Annotated in this window: 10 protein-coding genes; 4 read left to right on the top strand and 6 right to left on the bottom strand. The window is 66.8% G+C overall.

Annotation, left to right across the window (positions count from 1 at the left end; translation table 11 throughout):
* Window positions 1-7: 7 nt before the first annotated feature.
* The gene (locus QX126_RS17985; RefSeq protein ID WP_315782666.1) at window positions 8-3319 is read right to left on the bottom strand and encodes a CHAT domain-containing protein; all 3312 of its coding nucleotides are present in this window, start codon (window positions 3317-3319) and stop codon (window positions 8-10) included.
* A 314-nt stretch (window positions 3320-3633) separates the two neighbouring features.
* Here QX126_RS17985 and QX126_RS17980 point away from each other — a divergent pair, with 314 nt between their 5' ends.
* Together QX126_RS17980 and QX126_RS17975 are read left to right on the top strand one after the other, a co-directional pair.
* Window positions 3634-4899, top strand: a complete 1266-nt coding sequence (locus QX126_RS17980; RefSeq protein ID WP_315782664.1) for an HlyD family secretion protein — start codon at window positions 3634-3636, stop codon at window positions 4897-4899.
* 13 nt (window positions 4900-4912) lie between these two features.
* On the top strand, window positions 4913-6493 hold the full coding sequence (locus tag QX126_RS17975; protein WP_315773341.1) for a DHA2 family efflux MFS transporter permease subunit: 1581 nt from the start codon (window positions 4913-4915) through the stop codon (window positions 6491-6493).
* 123 nt (window positions 6494-6616) lie between these two features.
* Here the strand turns inward: QX126_RS17975 and QX126_RS17970 are convergent, their stop codons facing one another.
* Genes QX126_RS17970 through QX126_RS17955 form a run of 4 tightly spaced genes read right to left on the bottom strand, consistent with a single transcriptional unit; the run spans window position 6617 to window position 11302 of the window.
* A complete protein-coding gene (locus tag QX126_RS17970; protein ID WP_315782662.1) occupies window positions 6617-7468 on the bottom strand; it encodes a fumarylacetoacetate hydrolase family protein in 852 nt (283 codons plus the stop codon).
* A gap of 9 nt (window positions 7469-7477) precedes the next feature.
* Window positions 7478-8800 (bottom strand): MFS transporter, encoded by a 1323-nt coding sequence (locus QX126_RS17965; protein ID WP_315782660.1) that lies wholly within the window; start codon window positions 8798-8800, stop codon window positions 7478-7480.
* Between the two features lie 33 nt (window positions 8801-8833).
* Window positions 8834-10384: a bifunctional 3-(3-hydroxy-phenyl)propionate/3-hydroxycinnamic acid hydroxylase gene (locus QX126_RS17960; protein ID WP_315782658.1), complete on the bottom strand. Its 1551-nt coding sequence runs from the start codon at window positions 10382-10384 to the stop codon at window positions 8834-8836.
* A gap of 24 nt (window positions 10385-10408) precedes the next feature.
* Window positions 10409-11302 carry a VOC family protein gene (locus QX126_RS17955; RefSeq protein ID WP_315782656.1) on the bottom strand — a complete coding sequence of 298 codons (894 nt, stop codon included), beginning with the start codon at window positions 11300-11302 and terminating at the stop codon, window positions 10409-10411.
* Window positions 11303-11476: 174 nt separating this feature from the next.
* On the opposite strand from QX126_RS17955, the gene QX126_RS17950 reads away from it, so the two are divergent.
* Complete coding sequence (locus tag QX126_RS17950; RefSeq protein ID WP_315777157.1) at window positions 11477-12193, top strand: GntR family transcriptional regulator; 717 nt, start codon at window positions 11477-11479, stop codon at window positions 12191-12193.
* A gap of 2 nt (window positions 12194-12195) precedes the next feature.
* Here the strand turns inward: QX126_RS17950 and QX126_RS17945 are convergent, their stop codons facing one another.
* Window positions 12196-12852 carry a TetR/AcrR family transcriptional regulator gene (locus tag QX126_RS17945; RefSeq protein WP_315777158.1) on the bottom strand — a complete coding sequence of 219 codons (657 nt, stop codon included), beginning with the start codon at window positions 12850-12852 and terminating at the stop codon, window positions 12196-12198.
* 189 nt (window positions 12853-13041) lie between these two features.
* Between QX126_RS17945 and QX126_RS17940 the strand changes: the two genes are divergently transcribed.
* Window positions 13042-13470, top strand: coding sequence for a CHRD domain-containing protein (locus QX126_RS17940; protein ID WP_315738854.1), 429 nt, complete (start codon window positions 13042-13044; stop codon window positions 13468-13470).
* Window positions 13471-13493 lie beyond the last annotated feature (23 nt).

Genomic DNA, 13493 nt, shown 5'->3' with positions numbered 1-13493 from the left:
GACGCTGTCAGGTGCCGGTGCCGAGCGCCGGCTGCACGTTCGGCGCGGGGGCCGTCGGCGGCAACCGCGGCAGTGATGGCGCGACCTGGGTGTCGCCGTCGCAATGGACCGCGTAGAGCAGTCCGAGCGGGTTGCCGTGCTCGCGGAGAAATTCCCGGCGCAGGCTGAGGAACGTCTCACCCAGCGGTACGCCGTCGAGAAAGCTCTCGAAGAAGCGCTTCGCCCAGGCCGTGGCGAAGATCGCCGGCGTCTTGCATTCCGTCCCAACCACGCCGCGCGCGCCCTTGGCCATGAAATACGGCACGAAGCCGTCGTAGAACGCCGGCGACAATTCGGCCGACTCGCAGGCGTTGATGAAGACGAGGGGATTGCCGGGAAGCAGCTTGCTGGTCGGGGCGTCCAAGCTGAGCTCGCCCAGCGTGATGCCGGCATCGGTCAGCACCAGGCTGGAGCCGTCGGGACCGCCGGGATCGTCGAGGCCGGTCGCCCGGGCGTGACAATAGAGGTAGAGGATCTGGTCGTTGGTGGTCTCGTCGGCCAGCGCCTTGACCAGCTCCTTGCTGGTCGTGCGCGAGACCACGTGGACGTTGCGGCGTGCCGCCTTCTCCGCGACCCAGAAGCGCTGCTGCTGGGCGACGAGGTCGGCGCCCATCTGCCGGTCGATGTTGTCGTTGACGTTGACGCTGATGCTGAGTTCGGGCTTGTCGCTGGGGATCAGGCAGTCGGAGACGCGCGGCGTGTTCTGCATCGGGATCTGCTCGATCACGTGGCGCATGCCGATGAAATTGTCCCAGTCGAGCTTGGCGCCGGCCGAGGCATCGCCGACATAGAGCAGGCCCCACGGCACCGTGGTCGCCTCCGCCACGATCTGCAGCTTCAGCCGCCTGGAGCGGTCGCTGGTCAGCTTGCGCAGGAATTCGCCGATGTCCTTGGAATCCTGCGCGGCGGCGGGGCCGAAGAACAGCTTCGTGAACAGCGCCGCTCCCGCGCGCGCCATGATCTTGAGCGCGGCGTCGCGGTCGGCATCGGCGATGTCGATCCCGCTCTGGAAGACGAAGCTGCCGGCCGCGTTCTGATAGGTCACGACCTTCATGAGCTCCTGACGCGCGATCTCGATCGACTTGGCGAGGTAGTCCGGCAGCAACGGCAGCCGGGCGCGCACCGTGACGGGCTTCCAGACGAGACAGTCGTAACCGCCCGCGATCGGCATGATCGACAGGCCGACGTCGCGCGGATTGAGCACGCTGGCGGAGGAATAGGGCCGGCCATGCGCGCCCTCGACGCGGGGCGAGGGCGCTGCGCCGACATCGATGACGAGGTCCATCTGCTGGACGAAATTGCCGTCCTTGTGGACCGTCGCCCGCAGCGCCGACGGGCCGAATTTCTTCGGCGACAGGTCGAACCGCGCCTTGTTGCGCGACTTGCCTGTACGCGGCAGCCGCAGCGGGCGGCTCTTGTCCGACAGCTCGAAATCGTCGCTGTCGAGCTGGATGGTCAAGGTGACATCGGACGTCCCTTCCGGGAACAGCTGCTCGTCGGCCAGCGGCACCGACGAGACGCCGCTCTGCTGGATGTCGACGTCGAAAGCGAAGGTGTACCACTGGCCCGGCTTCAACGGCGCATCGAGATCCTCGAAGCCGGCGTTGATCCAGCGCTGCTCGCCGGACGGATAGGCTTTGCGGTTCTCGAACGGGGGTGGCTGCGCGATCGGCGGCGCCGGCACCCATTGCGGATATTGCAGCTGAATCTGCTGCTGCTGGTCTTCCTGCTGCTGCTGCTGATGCTGACCCTGCTCCCGCTGCTCCTGCTCGCGTTGCTGCCGCTGGGCCGGCTCGATCTGCTGCTGATCCTGCTTCTGCACCTGCTCCGAAGTCCGCTCGAACGTCCGCTGCCGCCAGAGCTGCTGATCGAAGTGGCGGATGTCGCTGCCGAGCAGCCCGCCGCCCATGCCGGGTTGCGGCTTGACGGCTGCGGGTGCAGCCAGGATCGCAGCCCAGAAAGCGTGCGCCACTTCGGGGTGGGCGATGTCGCTGTGGGCGCCGGCTGCGCCGCCGCCGTTCCTGATGATGCGGCTCGCCTCGATGTTGTAGACCCGGCCGCTGCCGAAATTGTAGCTGAAGCCGACATCCTGGATCGGCATGTCGATGATCGCCAGGGGCTGGGTGCCGCGGACGCCGAAGCTGCCGATGGCGCCGTACAGCGGATAGTCGGTATCGAGCAGATATTGCTGCTTGAGCCGCGCTCCGAGCGGGTAGAACCATCCGTTGGCCCGGTCGTAGCTCGAGCGGGTGGTCACGAAGGCGCCGCGCACGAGCCCCTTGAGCAGCGTGCGCCGGAAATAGCCCTGCGTCGGCGCGGCCTGCGGAATGCTCTCGGCATAGCACCACAGCGACAGCGCACCTTGAACCAGGAACATCGTCTCGACCGGGCGCGGCAGCGCGCGGCCGTCGGGCGTGCCGGCGACGGCCGCCGACACGACGATGCAGCCGAAGCTGTGGCCCATCAGGTGAACCCGGGCCGTGGGCGCCGCCTGCTGCAGTCTGACGAGGACATCATGAGCGCCGGCCTCGCCGAACTGTCGCGCGCGATCCTTCATCTTCCAGAACGACAGGATGCGGAGCGGCGCCAGCAGCGCGTCGCGCAGATCATCGCCGAGGCCCAGCGTCCCGGCGGTTGCGTCGGCCGGCGCGCTCCGCGCCTCGCTCACGATCACGGACGGATCGAACCGGTCCTGCTCGGCGCCGGGGCGTCCGCTCGCATCGCCCATCGCAAGGCCGGCCGCGGCGAACAGCCTGAGATAGGCATCGCGCATCGAGTCCGGCAACGTGGCCGCCGCCGGCGCAATGCGCGCCTGCTCGAGGATCGAGCGGATGTCGGCGCGTGCCGCCGGGGTGTCGGCAATGCGGGCCGCATAGCGTTCCACCTCCGCCTCGAGCGATGCCGCCGACGTGTCGGCGGACAGCAACCCGCCGCCGCCCGATGGCAGCGTCTCGTCTCCGAACGGCAGGCTCGGCCAGTGCAGTCCGATGATGACGGGGGCAAAGCCGGGACGCTGCCGCGCGGCGGCGAGCCGATCCGCTTCGAGCGCCGCCATGGCGGCAAGCCAGCGATCATACTGCTCGATCGCCGCAGGGACATCGCCCATCCAGCCATGGCTCAGCAGAAGAATATCGGTGACCGCCCCGCCCAGCGTCTGGAGGCGGTTCACCACCATCTCGCTCGCGAGCGAACCGTCGGCCTCTCGCCGCTCCTGCCCCGTCGCGTCGAAGGCGATGAGCACGTATTGCAGGTCTGAGCCTGGTACCTGACGGACGGGCATGCGCGCCTCGCAATATGACCATGTCGGCACCCGCTGTGGTGCTTGGTTGCCGACCCTAACAATTTCTTATTATGCGTGTGTTGTATTTAGCCGAGTTCATCGAGTCAACGCGATGACGTGAGGCTGCAACCCCGGCTGCGTCACGCAGTTGGTCCTGCTGACGGCGGATCGCGGTGAAGGCGCAGGTGATCGCGCGCCGGCGGCCTCCAATGACGAAAAGTTTAGCTGTCCGCATCGCGGTCCGCCATTGCATCCCATCTGCATGACCCCCAATTCTAGAAACGAAACGGTTCCGTTCTATTCAAGGAGACGTGATGACACAGCAAGCTCTGTCATCGGCTGAGGTCCCATCGGCGGCCAACGACGGTCCGGCGGTCTCGGCGCGCGATCGTGCCGTGCGGCAATGGCGCGGGGATGCCTCCGGCGAGACTTCGGAGCAGATCGAGGCCAAGGCGCCGGCTGCGGAGCCCGGCCCGTCGCCGACGGAGCACGGGCAGCGCCAGGAGGGGTCCCGGAGGAGCCTGATCCGGCGGCATCCGCTTGGGGCAGCGCTGGGTCTCGTGCTGCTGCTCGCCGTCGGCGCCGGCGGCTACGTCTACTACGATGCGGCCGGTCACTATGAGACCACCGACGACGCCTTCATCGCGGCCCGCCAGTTCTCCATTGCGCCGAAGGTCTCCGGCTACATCACCGCCGTCCCGGTCACCGACAACCAGCACGTCAAGGCTGGCGACGTGATCGCGCGCATCGACGATCGCGACTACAAGACTGCGCTGGCGCAGGCCGATGCGCAGGTGAAGTCGGCGCAGGCGGCGATCCGCAACATCGATGCGCAGATCGAGGTGCAGCAGGCGCAGATCACCGCGGGCCAGGCCCAGGTCGAGCAGGCCCAGGCCGGGCTGACCTTCGCCGAGCAGCAGGCCAAGCGCTATCAGGACCTCGCCCGCACCGGCTCCGGCACGGTGCAGAGCGAGCAGCAATACACATCGCAGCTCCAGCAGCAGAAGGCGGCGCTGACCTCGGCGCAGGCCAACCTCTCGGTCGCGCAGCGCCAGTTGGAGTCGCTGAAGGCGCAGCGCGAGAGCGCCGAGGCCAATCTTGCTCAGGCGCAGGCCCAGCGCGACCAGGCCCAGCTCAATCTGTCGTACACGACCGTGACCGCGGCGCAGTCCGGCCGCATCGTCAATCTCAGCGCCGCCGATGGTCAGTTCGCGGCCCAAGGGACGGCGCTTTCGATGTTCGTGCCCGATGAGGTCTGGGTCAGCGCCAATTTCAAGGAAACCCAGCTCGACCAGATGCGCCCCGGCGAGCCCGTGACTTTGGAAATCGATGCCTATCCCGAGCGGGAGATCCGTGGCCATGTCGCCAGCGTGCAGTCCGGCTCGGGCCCGGCCTTCTCGTTGCTGCCGCCGCAGAATGCGACCGGCAACTATGTCAAGATCGTGCAGCGTGTGCCCGTGAAGATCGAGATGGACGATCCGCCGACCGACGTCGCACTCGGGCCGGGCATGTCGGTGGTGCCGACCGTGCGCGTCGATCCCAAGCCGTCGCTCTATGAGCGGCTCAAGGCTGCGCTGTGAGAAGGCTGATGCCATGAGCGAGGCCGCCGCTCTCTCCGCGCCGCGCGCCGGCAGTCCCTGGATCATCGCGGTGCTGGTGGCGCTCGCGACCTTCATGGAGGTGCTCGACACCACCATCGCCAACGTCGCGCTGCCCTATATCGCCGGCGGCATGGGCGTCAGCCAGGACGAATCCTCATGGGTGGTGACGACCTATCTCGTCTCCAACGCGATCATCCTGACGGCGTCGAGCTATCTCGCCAAGCGTTTCGGCCGCAAGACCTTCTTCCTGCTCTGCCTCGGCCTGTTCACCGTGAGCTCGGTGCTGTGCGGCTTCGCCTGGAATCTGCAGGTGCTGCTGCTGTTCCGGATCATGCAGGGCCTCGGCGGCGGCGGCATGGTGCCGGTGGCGCAATCGATCCTGGCCGACTCCTTTCCCCCGGAAAAGCGCGGCCAGGCCTTCGCGCTGTTCGGCGTCGCCGTGGTCGTGGCGCCGGTGGTCGGCCCGACGCTCGGCGGCTATCTCTCCGACAACGCGTCGTGGCACTGGTGCTTCCTGATCAACGGCCCGGTCGGTGTCGGCGCCATGATCCTGATCGGCCTGATCCTGCAGGAGCCGGCCGCAGTCACGGCGGAGCGTCGCAAGCAGGCGCACGGCTTCGATGTCGTCGGATTCCTTCTCGTCGCGACCTTCCTCGGCGCGCTCGAACTGATGCTCGATCGCGGCCTGGAGGACGACTGGTTCGACTCGCGCTTCATCATGGTCACCGCCGCGGTCTGCGTCGCGGCCTTCATCGCCATGATCCCGTGGGAGATGAACCAGAAAAGTCCGACGGTCGATGTCCGCATGCTGGCGTCGCGCCAGTTCGGCGCCAGCTTCCTGGTGATGCTGGCGACCGGTGCGATCCTGCTCGGCACCACGCAGATGCTGCCGCAGATGGTGCAGCAGGATTTCGGCTACACCGCGACCTGGGCCGGCCTCGTGCTGTCGCCGGGCGGCCTCGTGACGATGGCGATGATGTTCGTGGTCGGGCGCCTCTCAGGCAAGGTGCAGCCCAAATACATGATCATGACGGGCGCGGCCGTCGTGGCGTTCGCGATGTACGACCTCACCCGGGTCTACGCCAATGTGGATTTCTGGTTCTTCGCCGAATCCCGCATGCTGATCGGAATTGGCCTGCCGCTGATCTTCCTGTCGATCACCACGGCGTCCTACAACGGCATCCCGCCTGAGAAGACCGATCAGGCCTCGGCGCTGATCAACGCCGCGCGCAACACCGGCGGCTCGATCGGCGTGTCCTTGGCGGCCAACATCCTGGCGCACCGTGCGCAGTTCCACCAGAGCCGGCTGGTCGAGAATGCGATTCCGTCCAATCCGGCCTATCAGGACACGCTGCACCAGTTGACCAACTACTTCACCGCGCATGGCAGCTCGCTGGTCCAGGCGCAGCAGCAGGCGCTCGCCTGGATCGGCCAGACCGTGCAGATGCAGTCGTCGCTGCTCGCTTATGTCGACGTCTACTGGGCGCTGATGCTGATCTCGCTGTCGGCGATTCCGCTGGCGCTGACGCTCCGCAAGGTCAAGCTCGGCGGCGGGCCGGCGATGGCGCATTGAGTAGGCACTGTTGTTCGGCTGTCATTCCGGGGCGATGCGCAAGCATCGAACCCGGAATCTCGAGATTCCGGGTTCAGCCCTGGCGGGCTGCCCCGGAATGACGGTCAAGAACATCAGGGGCCCTCACAGCGTCTCGTCCGCGATGCCGTTCCGCAGCAGACCGATGCGGTCGATCTCGACCTCGACGATGTCGCCGGGCTTCATCCACAATGGCGGCGTGCGGCGGGAGCCGACGCCGCCAGGGGTGCCCGTGGCGATCACGTCGCCGGGCTCGAGCCGGGTGAACGACGAGCAGTATTCGATCTGGCGCGGGATATCGAAGATCATCTGGCTGATCGTGGCGTCCTGAACGACCTCGCCGTTGAGCCGGGTCTGCAGCCTGAGCGGGCCGAGATCGTCGATCTCGTCGGATGTGACCAGCCACGGGCCGAACGCGCCGGTCGCGGGAAAATTCTTTCCCGGCGTGAACTGGTGGGTGTGGCGCTGGAAGTCGCGGACGCTGCCCTCATTGTAGCAGGCATAGCCGGCGATGTGCTGCCAAGCCTCGCTGCGCGGGATGTAGCGGCCGGGCTTGCCGATGACGATGGCGAGCTCGCCCTCGAAATCGAGATCGGTCGAGACGCGCGGGCGGATGATGTCGGTGAGATGCCCGGTCTGGCTGTTGGCGAAGCGGCCGAACACCGTGGGGTTCTCGACCTCGGAGCGGCCGGTCTCCTTGCGGTGCGTCTCGTAGTTCAGGCCGATGCAGAGGATCTTGTCCGGGTTCGGGATCACCGGCAGGAAGCTGATGGCGGAGAGCGGATACCGCCTCGCGCCCCAGGCCGCTGCGGCCGCCTCCTTCAGCGCGTCCGCTGCGATCGCCGATTTCAGGTCGGGGAAGCGGTCGCGCAGGATAGCACCGAGATCGGCGATCTCGGTGCCCTCGACCAGTCCCCAGGTCGGCGCATTGTCGATGGTGAAGCTTGCAAATCTCATCCGATGTCCTCAGGTCGAAACCGCCGCTACGGCGGAGGGAGAAGCCGGTTCTTGCGCCGATTTCGCGAAGCGCGCGATGGTGCGCTCCGGGAAGATCAGCGCGAAGGCCGAGATGGCGCCGACGATCAGCACGCCGGCGGTGAATGTCATGGCGTGGGCGTAACCGAGCGGCGCGTTGTTTCCGGCCTCGCCGACGATCCAGCCGGTGAGCGCATTCGATACCAGTGCGGATGCCGCGTTGCCGGAGTAGATCACGACGATGAGTCGGCCGCGCTGGATCGCCGGCGCCACGGCGCCAAGCGCGACGGGGCCGAAGATCGTGGTGAGGCTCGGTGCGGCGAAGGCGATCGCGATACAGGCGAGCTGCAGCGGACCCGTCGTGACGATGCTGAGCAGCAGCGCACAGCCGGCGGCGAGCAGCGCGAGGCCGGAGGCGTGGCCGAGGCAGGCGCGCAGGCTGAAGCCACGACGCTGCAGAACTTGCGTCAGCCAGGAGCCGCCGAGCAGCAGCGGCGATTGGAACAGATAGATCCCTGAGATGATCCAGCCGACATCGACCTGCTTGTAGCCGAGCCCGAGCTGCAGAAAAGGCGGCAGCCAGGTCGCGGACATGCCGACGATCCAGTACGACGCGGTCGACATGATGATGACGCCGATCACGGTCGGATCGGCCCACAGCACGCGCGCCGGCAACGCCTTGTCCTTCGCCGCCGAAGCCTCCGGCGCAAGGGCGGAGTAGGGGCCTTCGCCGCCGACCAAGAACCAGCCGAGCATCCAGGCCAGCCCGAGCAGGCCGCAGAACAGGAAGCCGGTGCGCCAGCCATAGCTCACGATGACATAGGTCAGGATCGGACCGCCGGCCAAGAGACCGACGCTGATGCCCTGCAGCACCACGGCGCTCGGCACGCTGCGCCGGTCGGCGGGAAACCAGTTGTAGCAGGCGTGCAGCGCGGTCGGCAGTCCCGGCCCTTCGCCGGCGCCGAGGATGATGCGGCAGATCACCAGCACCGCGATCGAGCCGGAGAAGAAGATCGGGATCTGCGTCGCCGACCAGACGCCGGCCATGATCAGGAGCAGCCATTTCACCGGGAAGCGGCCGACCACGAACATGCCGACCGCCATGCCCGACAGCGAGAACAGCAGGAAGAAGCTGCTGCCGATCAGACCGAACTCCTTCGGGCTCAGACCCAGCTCCTTCATCATCGGCACGGCCGAGAGGCCGAACACCAGCTTGTCGAAGAAGTTCAGCGTCTGGAACAGGAACAGCATGATGAGGACGGCGATCGCGCGTCCTCCCACACTGGGTCTGGCGGTGTCGGATGATGTCGTCATGGCGTTTCCCCGTTTGATAGTCTCTTGTTTTGATTAGTGCAGTCGTTCGTTCAACTCGCTCAGCAGCGCGGCGAGCTCCGGCGCGTCCGTCGCGACGCCGTAGACATAATGGTCGGGTCGCACCAGCGCGGCGCTGCAGCCGTGGCGTTCGAACCAGCGTGCGACGACGGCGCTCTCCTCGTGCAAGCCGTGACCGCCGATGACGATCACACTGATCCCGGCGTCGCGGGTGGCAGCGTCGATCGAGCTCGAGTTCAGCGCACCCCGCCCGTCGAGGACGAGCCGCCATCCGGTGCCGGCGACGGTATCGAGCAGGGCACGCCCGCCATCACCGACGATCCAGGGCTGCGGAAACAGCGTGCCATTGGCCGCGTTTGCCTTGGTCGCGAGCAATCCCTGCGTCAGCGGCGGCACGATCTCCTGCCGGGTGATGGTGCGCGGCACGCCGCCGCCTTCGGCAAGGATACGCGCATCGCGTGCCGCTGCGGCCTCCGGATCCTGCTCGCAGATGACGCGGCCGATCGCCTTGATGCGCGTGGTCAGCTCGCGCACATGCGTGCTGCGCTCGATCTCGTAGCTGTCGAGCAGGGCCGCGGTCGATTGTCCGCGCAACACGCGCGCGAGCTTCCAGCACAGATTGGCGGCATCGCGCAGGCCCTGGCACATGCCCTGGCCGATGAAGGGCGGCTGCTGATGCGCGGCGTCGCCGGCGAGCAGGACACGACCCTGGCGCCAGCGGCGCGCGACCAGCGCATGGAAGCGGTAGCTCGCCGCGCGCCACAGCTCGCCATCGTCCGGAGAGAGCCAGGGGGACAGCAGCTGCCAGACCTGCTCCGGCTGCTCCATCGCCTGGCGGTCTTCCCCCGCTCGCAGCATGATCTCGAAGCGACGATGGTCGCCGGGACCGATGATGTAGGTGGTCGGACGCGCGGGATTGCAGAATTGGGCTGCGGTGGCGGGGAGCTTGCTGACGCCTCCGTCATTCACGAGAAGATCGACCACCAGCCACGGCTCGTCGAAGTCGAGATCGTCGAAGCTGATGCCGAGCTGCTGGCGCACGGTGCTCGAGGCACCGTCGCAGGCGATGACATAGTCCGCGGTGACCTCGTGCATCGTGCCGTCCGCCCGCTGCAGCGTGATGGTCGCCGCCGTTGCATCCTGCCGGATTGCGACGAAGGTCGTGCCAAGCTCGACCGTGACGGAAGGACAGCGGTGAACACGATCGCGCATCACCTGTTCGACCGGCGGCTGCGTGAACACCATGCTCGGCGTGTAGCCGAGGGGATAGGGCTCGCCGACCATGTCGATGCGGCGGATCAACTGCCCTTGCGCGCCGAAATGCTCGGACGCGGGGAACGGCGCGACGTAGCGGCTGACTTGTTCGGCGATGCCGAGATTGTCGAACAGCCGCATGATCTCGTGATCGAGCGCGATCGCGCGCGGCTTGTCATAGATGTCGATAGCGCGGTCGATCGCGAGCGTTTTGATGTCCTGCGTGCCGAGCAGGCTCGCGGCGATGGCGCCGGTCGGACCGAAGCCGATGATGACGGCCTCGAAATGCTTGTGATCTGACGTGGCGGACATGGAAACTCGGAGTTGGAGAATGAGTCAGGCGGCGTAGCCGACCGCGAGCTGCGCGGACTTGACGTGCTCGGCCTTGGGCGGAGCGATGCCCCATTGATCGGTGCGGCCGGGCGGCCAGACCCAATGCTCCGGCCCGCGCACGACGTAGTCGTCGTCGACCTGCAGCACCTCGGCGGTGTATTCGATCACGGTGCCGACAGGATCGATGAAGTAGGCGAAGACATTGTCGCCGGGGCCGTGGCGTCCGACACCCCAGGCGATCGGATGACCGGCATCGATCATGCGGCCCGCGCCGCGCATCACGCCCTCCCAGGTCGGCATCAGGAAGGCGACGTGGTTGAGCCCGTTGACCTTCGCCGCAGCGATCACGACGGCATGGTGGTCCGAATTGCAGCGAACGAAGGCCATCGCCGCGGAGCGGTCGGTCAGGCGGAAGCCGAGCGCCTTCTGGTAGAATGCCGCCGAACGATCGACATCGGTGCTGTTGAGGTTGACGTGGGCGAGCCGCTCCGGGAGCTCGGGCCGCGGCGGCTTGGCGTCGTGCCTGATGTCGCCATGCACGAAGCGCAGCACGCCGCCTTCGGGGCCGCGCAGGCTCATGATCACGCCGCCGTCGGGGCCGAGGTTCGGCGCTGGCGCTGCGATCAGCGTCGCGCCTTCATGGATGGCGTTGCGGCCGACGGCATCGAATTCACTGGACTCGGCGAGGCGGAATGTCACCGCCTGCAGCTCGGTGCGCTCGCTCCGGTGCAGCGCCACGACGTGATGGTCGCTGCCGGTTGCACGGAGGTAGACGATGCCGTGGGCCTCAGCGACGCGCTCCAGCCCCCAGGTCTGTCGATAGAACGCTTCCGAACGCGCGAGATCTGGCGTGCCCAGATCGACGCTGCGGAGAGCCGCGACCGGAAACCGGGTCATGAGCGTGTCCTCCTGCGCGATGCCCGGGTGAGGACGCGCGACGTTTCTGTCCCTGGCCGGCGAAACCGGCTCGTCCCTTTTATTACAGAAAAAATCGAAATCAATCAGAATTTATAAATTTTATGTTCTGTGGCCCGGCTCTATATATGTCGTCTGATTCAGAGGAGATCGGACGTGGATGCGGTTTTGGAGGCCGAGGGGCAGGGCCCGTCGACCCAGGCGAGTCATGTGTATGACCGGCTGCGCGAGGACCTGCTGTCCGGCCGGCTGGCGCCGTCGCGCAAGCTGCAGATGCGGTTCTTGACCGAGACCTATGAGACCGGGCAGACGCCGCTGCGCGAGGCGCTCAACCGCCTGACTGCCGACGGACTGGTCGAGGTGCGCGAGCAGCGCGGCTTCTACGTCAAGGACATCAGCCGCGCCGAGCTCGCCGAGCTGACCAAGACGCGCTGCTGGGTCGAGGCGCTGGCGCTGCGCGAGTCGATGGCGGCGGCGACGCCTGATTGGGAGGAGCAACTGGTGCTGGCGCAGCATCGGCTCAGCCGCGCGCCGCGCTCGCTCAGCGCGACGACGTTCGAGGACAATCCGGAGTGGGAGAGGCTGCACCGGATCTATCATCGGGTCCTGATCTCGAACTGCGGCTCGCAGTCGCTGATCGCGTTCTGCGGCCAGCTTGCCGACCAGCTCTATCGCTACCGCCGGCTGTCGATCCGCAAGGCGTTTCCGTCACGCCCCGTCGGCGACGAGCACGCCGACATCGTGAGCGCCGTGCTCGACGCCGACACCGAACGCGCGGTTGCGCTGCTCACGGCGCACTATCAGCGCACCGCGGACGTGATCCTGCAGGACGAGACGATCTTTCCGGAGCTGCGCAAGGACAAAAAGATTTAGGATCACGTTGTCGCGGCGAGGAAGAAGTCGACGCGCTTCTCGACATGCGCCTGGGCTTCCTTCTTCAGGGCGCGCATGTCCTCGCCGAGCAGACTGCGGATCAGCACGGCGAACACGACGAGATCGAGGAAGATCCGTGCGCTGTCCTCGATGCGGTCGGCCGAGAAGGCGCCCTTGCCGGCGAGACCTTCGGCGCGCGCCAGCTCGCCGATCGCGTGGCTCACATTGCAGGTGGCGCGCTTGCGCGCCGTGTCCTGGATCTCGAGCGTCAGCTCGGGAAAGCGCGGACTCTCCGCAATCGCGGTGCGCATCAGGCCGATCGTGTCCTCGACGAAGGCGCGCTCGATCAAGGTGAGCCCGAGGCTGATCAGCCGGGCGCGGAAGGTGCGGCCCTGCGGCGCCAGGTTCTCATACTGCGTGTTGCGCGCGGCCTGGCGGCCGATGACGGCCGCGAACAGCGCGGCCTTGCTGGGAAATCGCGCGTAGATGGTCGGCTTGCCGGCGCGCGCGGTCTGCGCGATCTCGTCGACGCTCGCGCCTTCGAAGCCGTTTGCGAGGAACACCGTCTTTGCCGCGTCGAGAATGCGCTCCTCGACCTCGCCGGCACGTTCGAGCGGAGGCCGCCCCACCTTGCCGCGCGCCGTCTTGGAAGCAACCATTCGATCCGCCATGGCTTTCTTTCGAGGCCTTTGTGTTCCCGTCCTGTTTGGCACAGGGGTCGGGATTGTTCAATCAACGCGGCCTGGGCCGCTGCCCATGCCTGGGCTGTTAACGCGTTCCACGGAATATCGGCTTGCCCCTGGGGTCTCGAACACCGAGACTGCACAAAACGATTTAGGAGGAAAACCATGGGACGGACATTCGTTCATTTGGCGTTGCTCGCCGTCGCCTGCGTCGCGGCCGCGCCACTCGCTCATGCTGAAACCGTCGTTCTGAAGTCTGAACTCAAGGCCGCCAACGAGGTGCCGCCGAACGCGTCCGCCGCGTCGGGCGCGGCCGAAGCGAGCTTCGATACCGCAACCAAGACGCTGAGCTGGAAGGTTACCTTCTCCGGCCTCAGCGGCCCGCCGATCGGCGCGCATTTCCACGGGCCCAGCGAGCCCGGCAAGAACGCCGGCATCGTGCTGCCGTTCAAGAGCCCGGAGCCGCCGATCACGGGCTCCGCCGTGATCACCGATGCGCAGGCGGCCGATCTGCTGGCCGGCAAATGGTACGCCAACGTCCACACTCAGGCGAACCCGGGCGGCGAGATCCGCGGACAGATGACCAGGCAGTGAGGCGTGTGCCCGACGCGCGCGGG

The organism is Bradyrhizobium sp. SZCCHNPS1003 (assembly GCF_032381555.1).
Taxonomy (GTDB): Bacteria; Pseudomonadota; Alphaproteobacteria; order Rhizobiales; family Xanthobacteraceae; genus Bradyrhizobium.
The sequence above is the reverse complement of the archived record's forward strand: the minus strand, read 5'-3'. Positions and strand labels throughout refer to the sequence as shown.

What these genes read in the sequence shown, in the direction of transcription:
- QX126_RS17985 (WP_315782666.1), bottom strand. Translation starts at nt 3,319, where the DNA reads ATGCCCGTCCGTCAGGTACCAGGCTCAGACCTGCAATACGTGCTCATC.
- QX126_RS17980 (WP_315782664.1), top strand. Translation starts at nt 3,634, where the DNA reads ATGACACAGCAAGCTCTGTCATCGGCTGAGGTCCCATCGGCGGCCAAC.
- QX126_RS17975 (WP_315773341.1), top strand. Translation starts at nt 4,913, where the DNA reads ATGAGCGAGGCCGCCGCTCTCTCCGCGCCGCGCGCCGGCAGTCCCTGG.
- QX126_RS17970 (WP_315782662.1), bottom strand. Translation starts at nt 7,468, where the DNA reads ATGAGATTTGCAAGCTTCACCATCGACAATGCGCCGACCTGGGGACTG.
- QX126_RS17965 (WP_315782660.1), bottom strand. Translation starts at nt 8,800, where the DNA reads ATGACGACATCATCCGACACCGCCAGACCCAGTGTGGGAGGACGCGCG.
- QX126_RS17960 (WP_315782658.1), bottom strand. Translation starts at nt 10,384, where the DNA reads ATGTCCGCCACGTCAGATCACAAGCATTTCGAGGCCGTCATCATCGGC.
- QX126_RS17955 (WP_315782656.1), bottom strand. Translation starts at nt 11,302, where the DNA reads ATGACCCGGTTTCCGGTCGCGGCTCTCCGCAGCGTCGATCTGGGCACG.
- QX126_RS17945 (WP_315777158.1), bottom strand. Translation starts at nt 12,852, where the DNA reads ATGGTTGCTTCCAAGACGGCGCGCGGCAAGGTGGGGCGGCCTCCGCTC.
- QX126_RS17940 (WP_315738854.1), top strand. Translation starts at nt 13,042, where the DNA reads ATGGGACGGACATTCGTTCATTTGGCGTTGCTCGCCGTCGCCTGCGTC.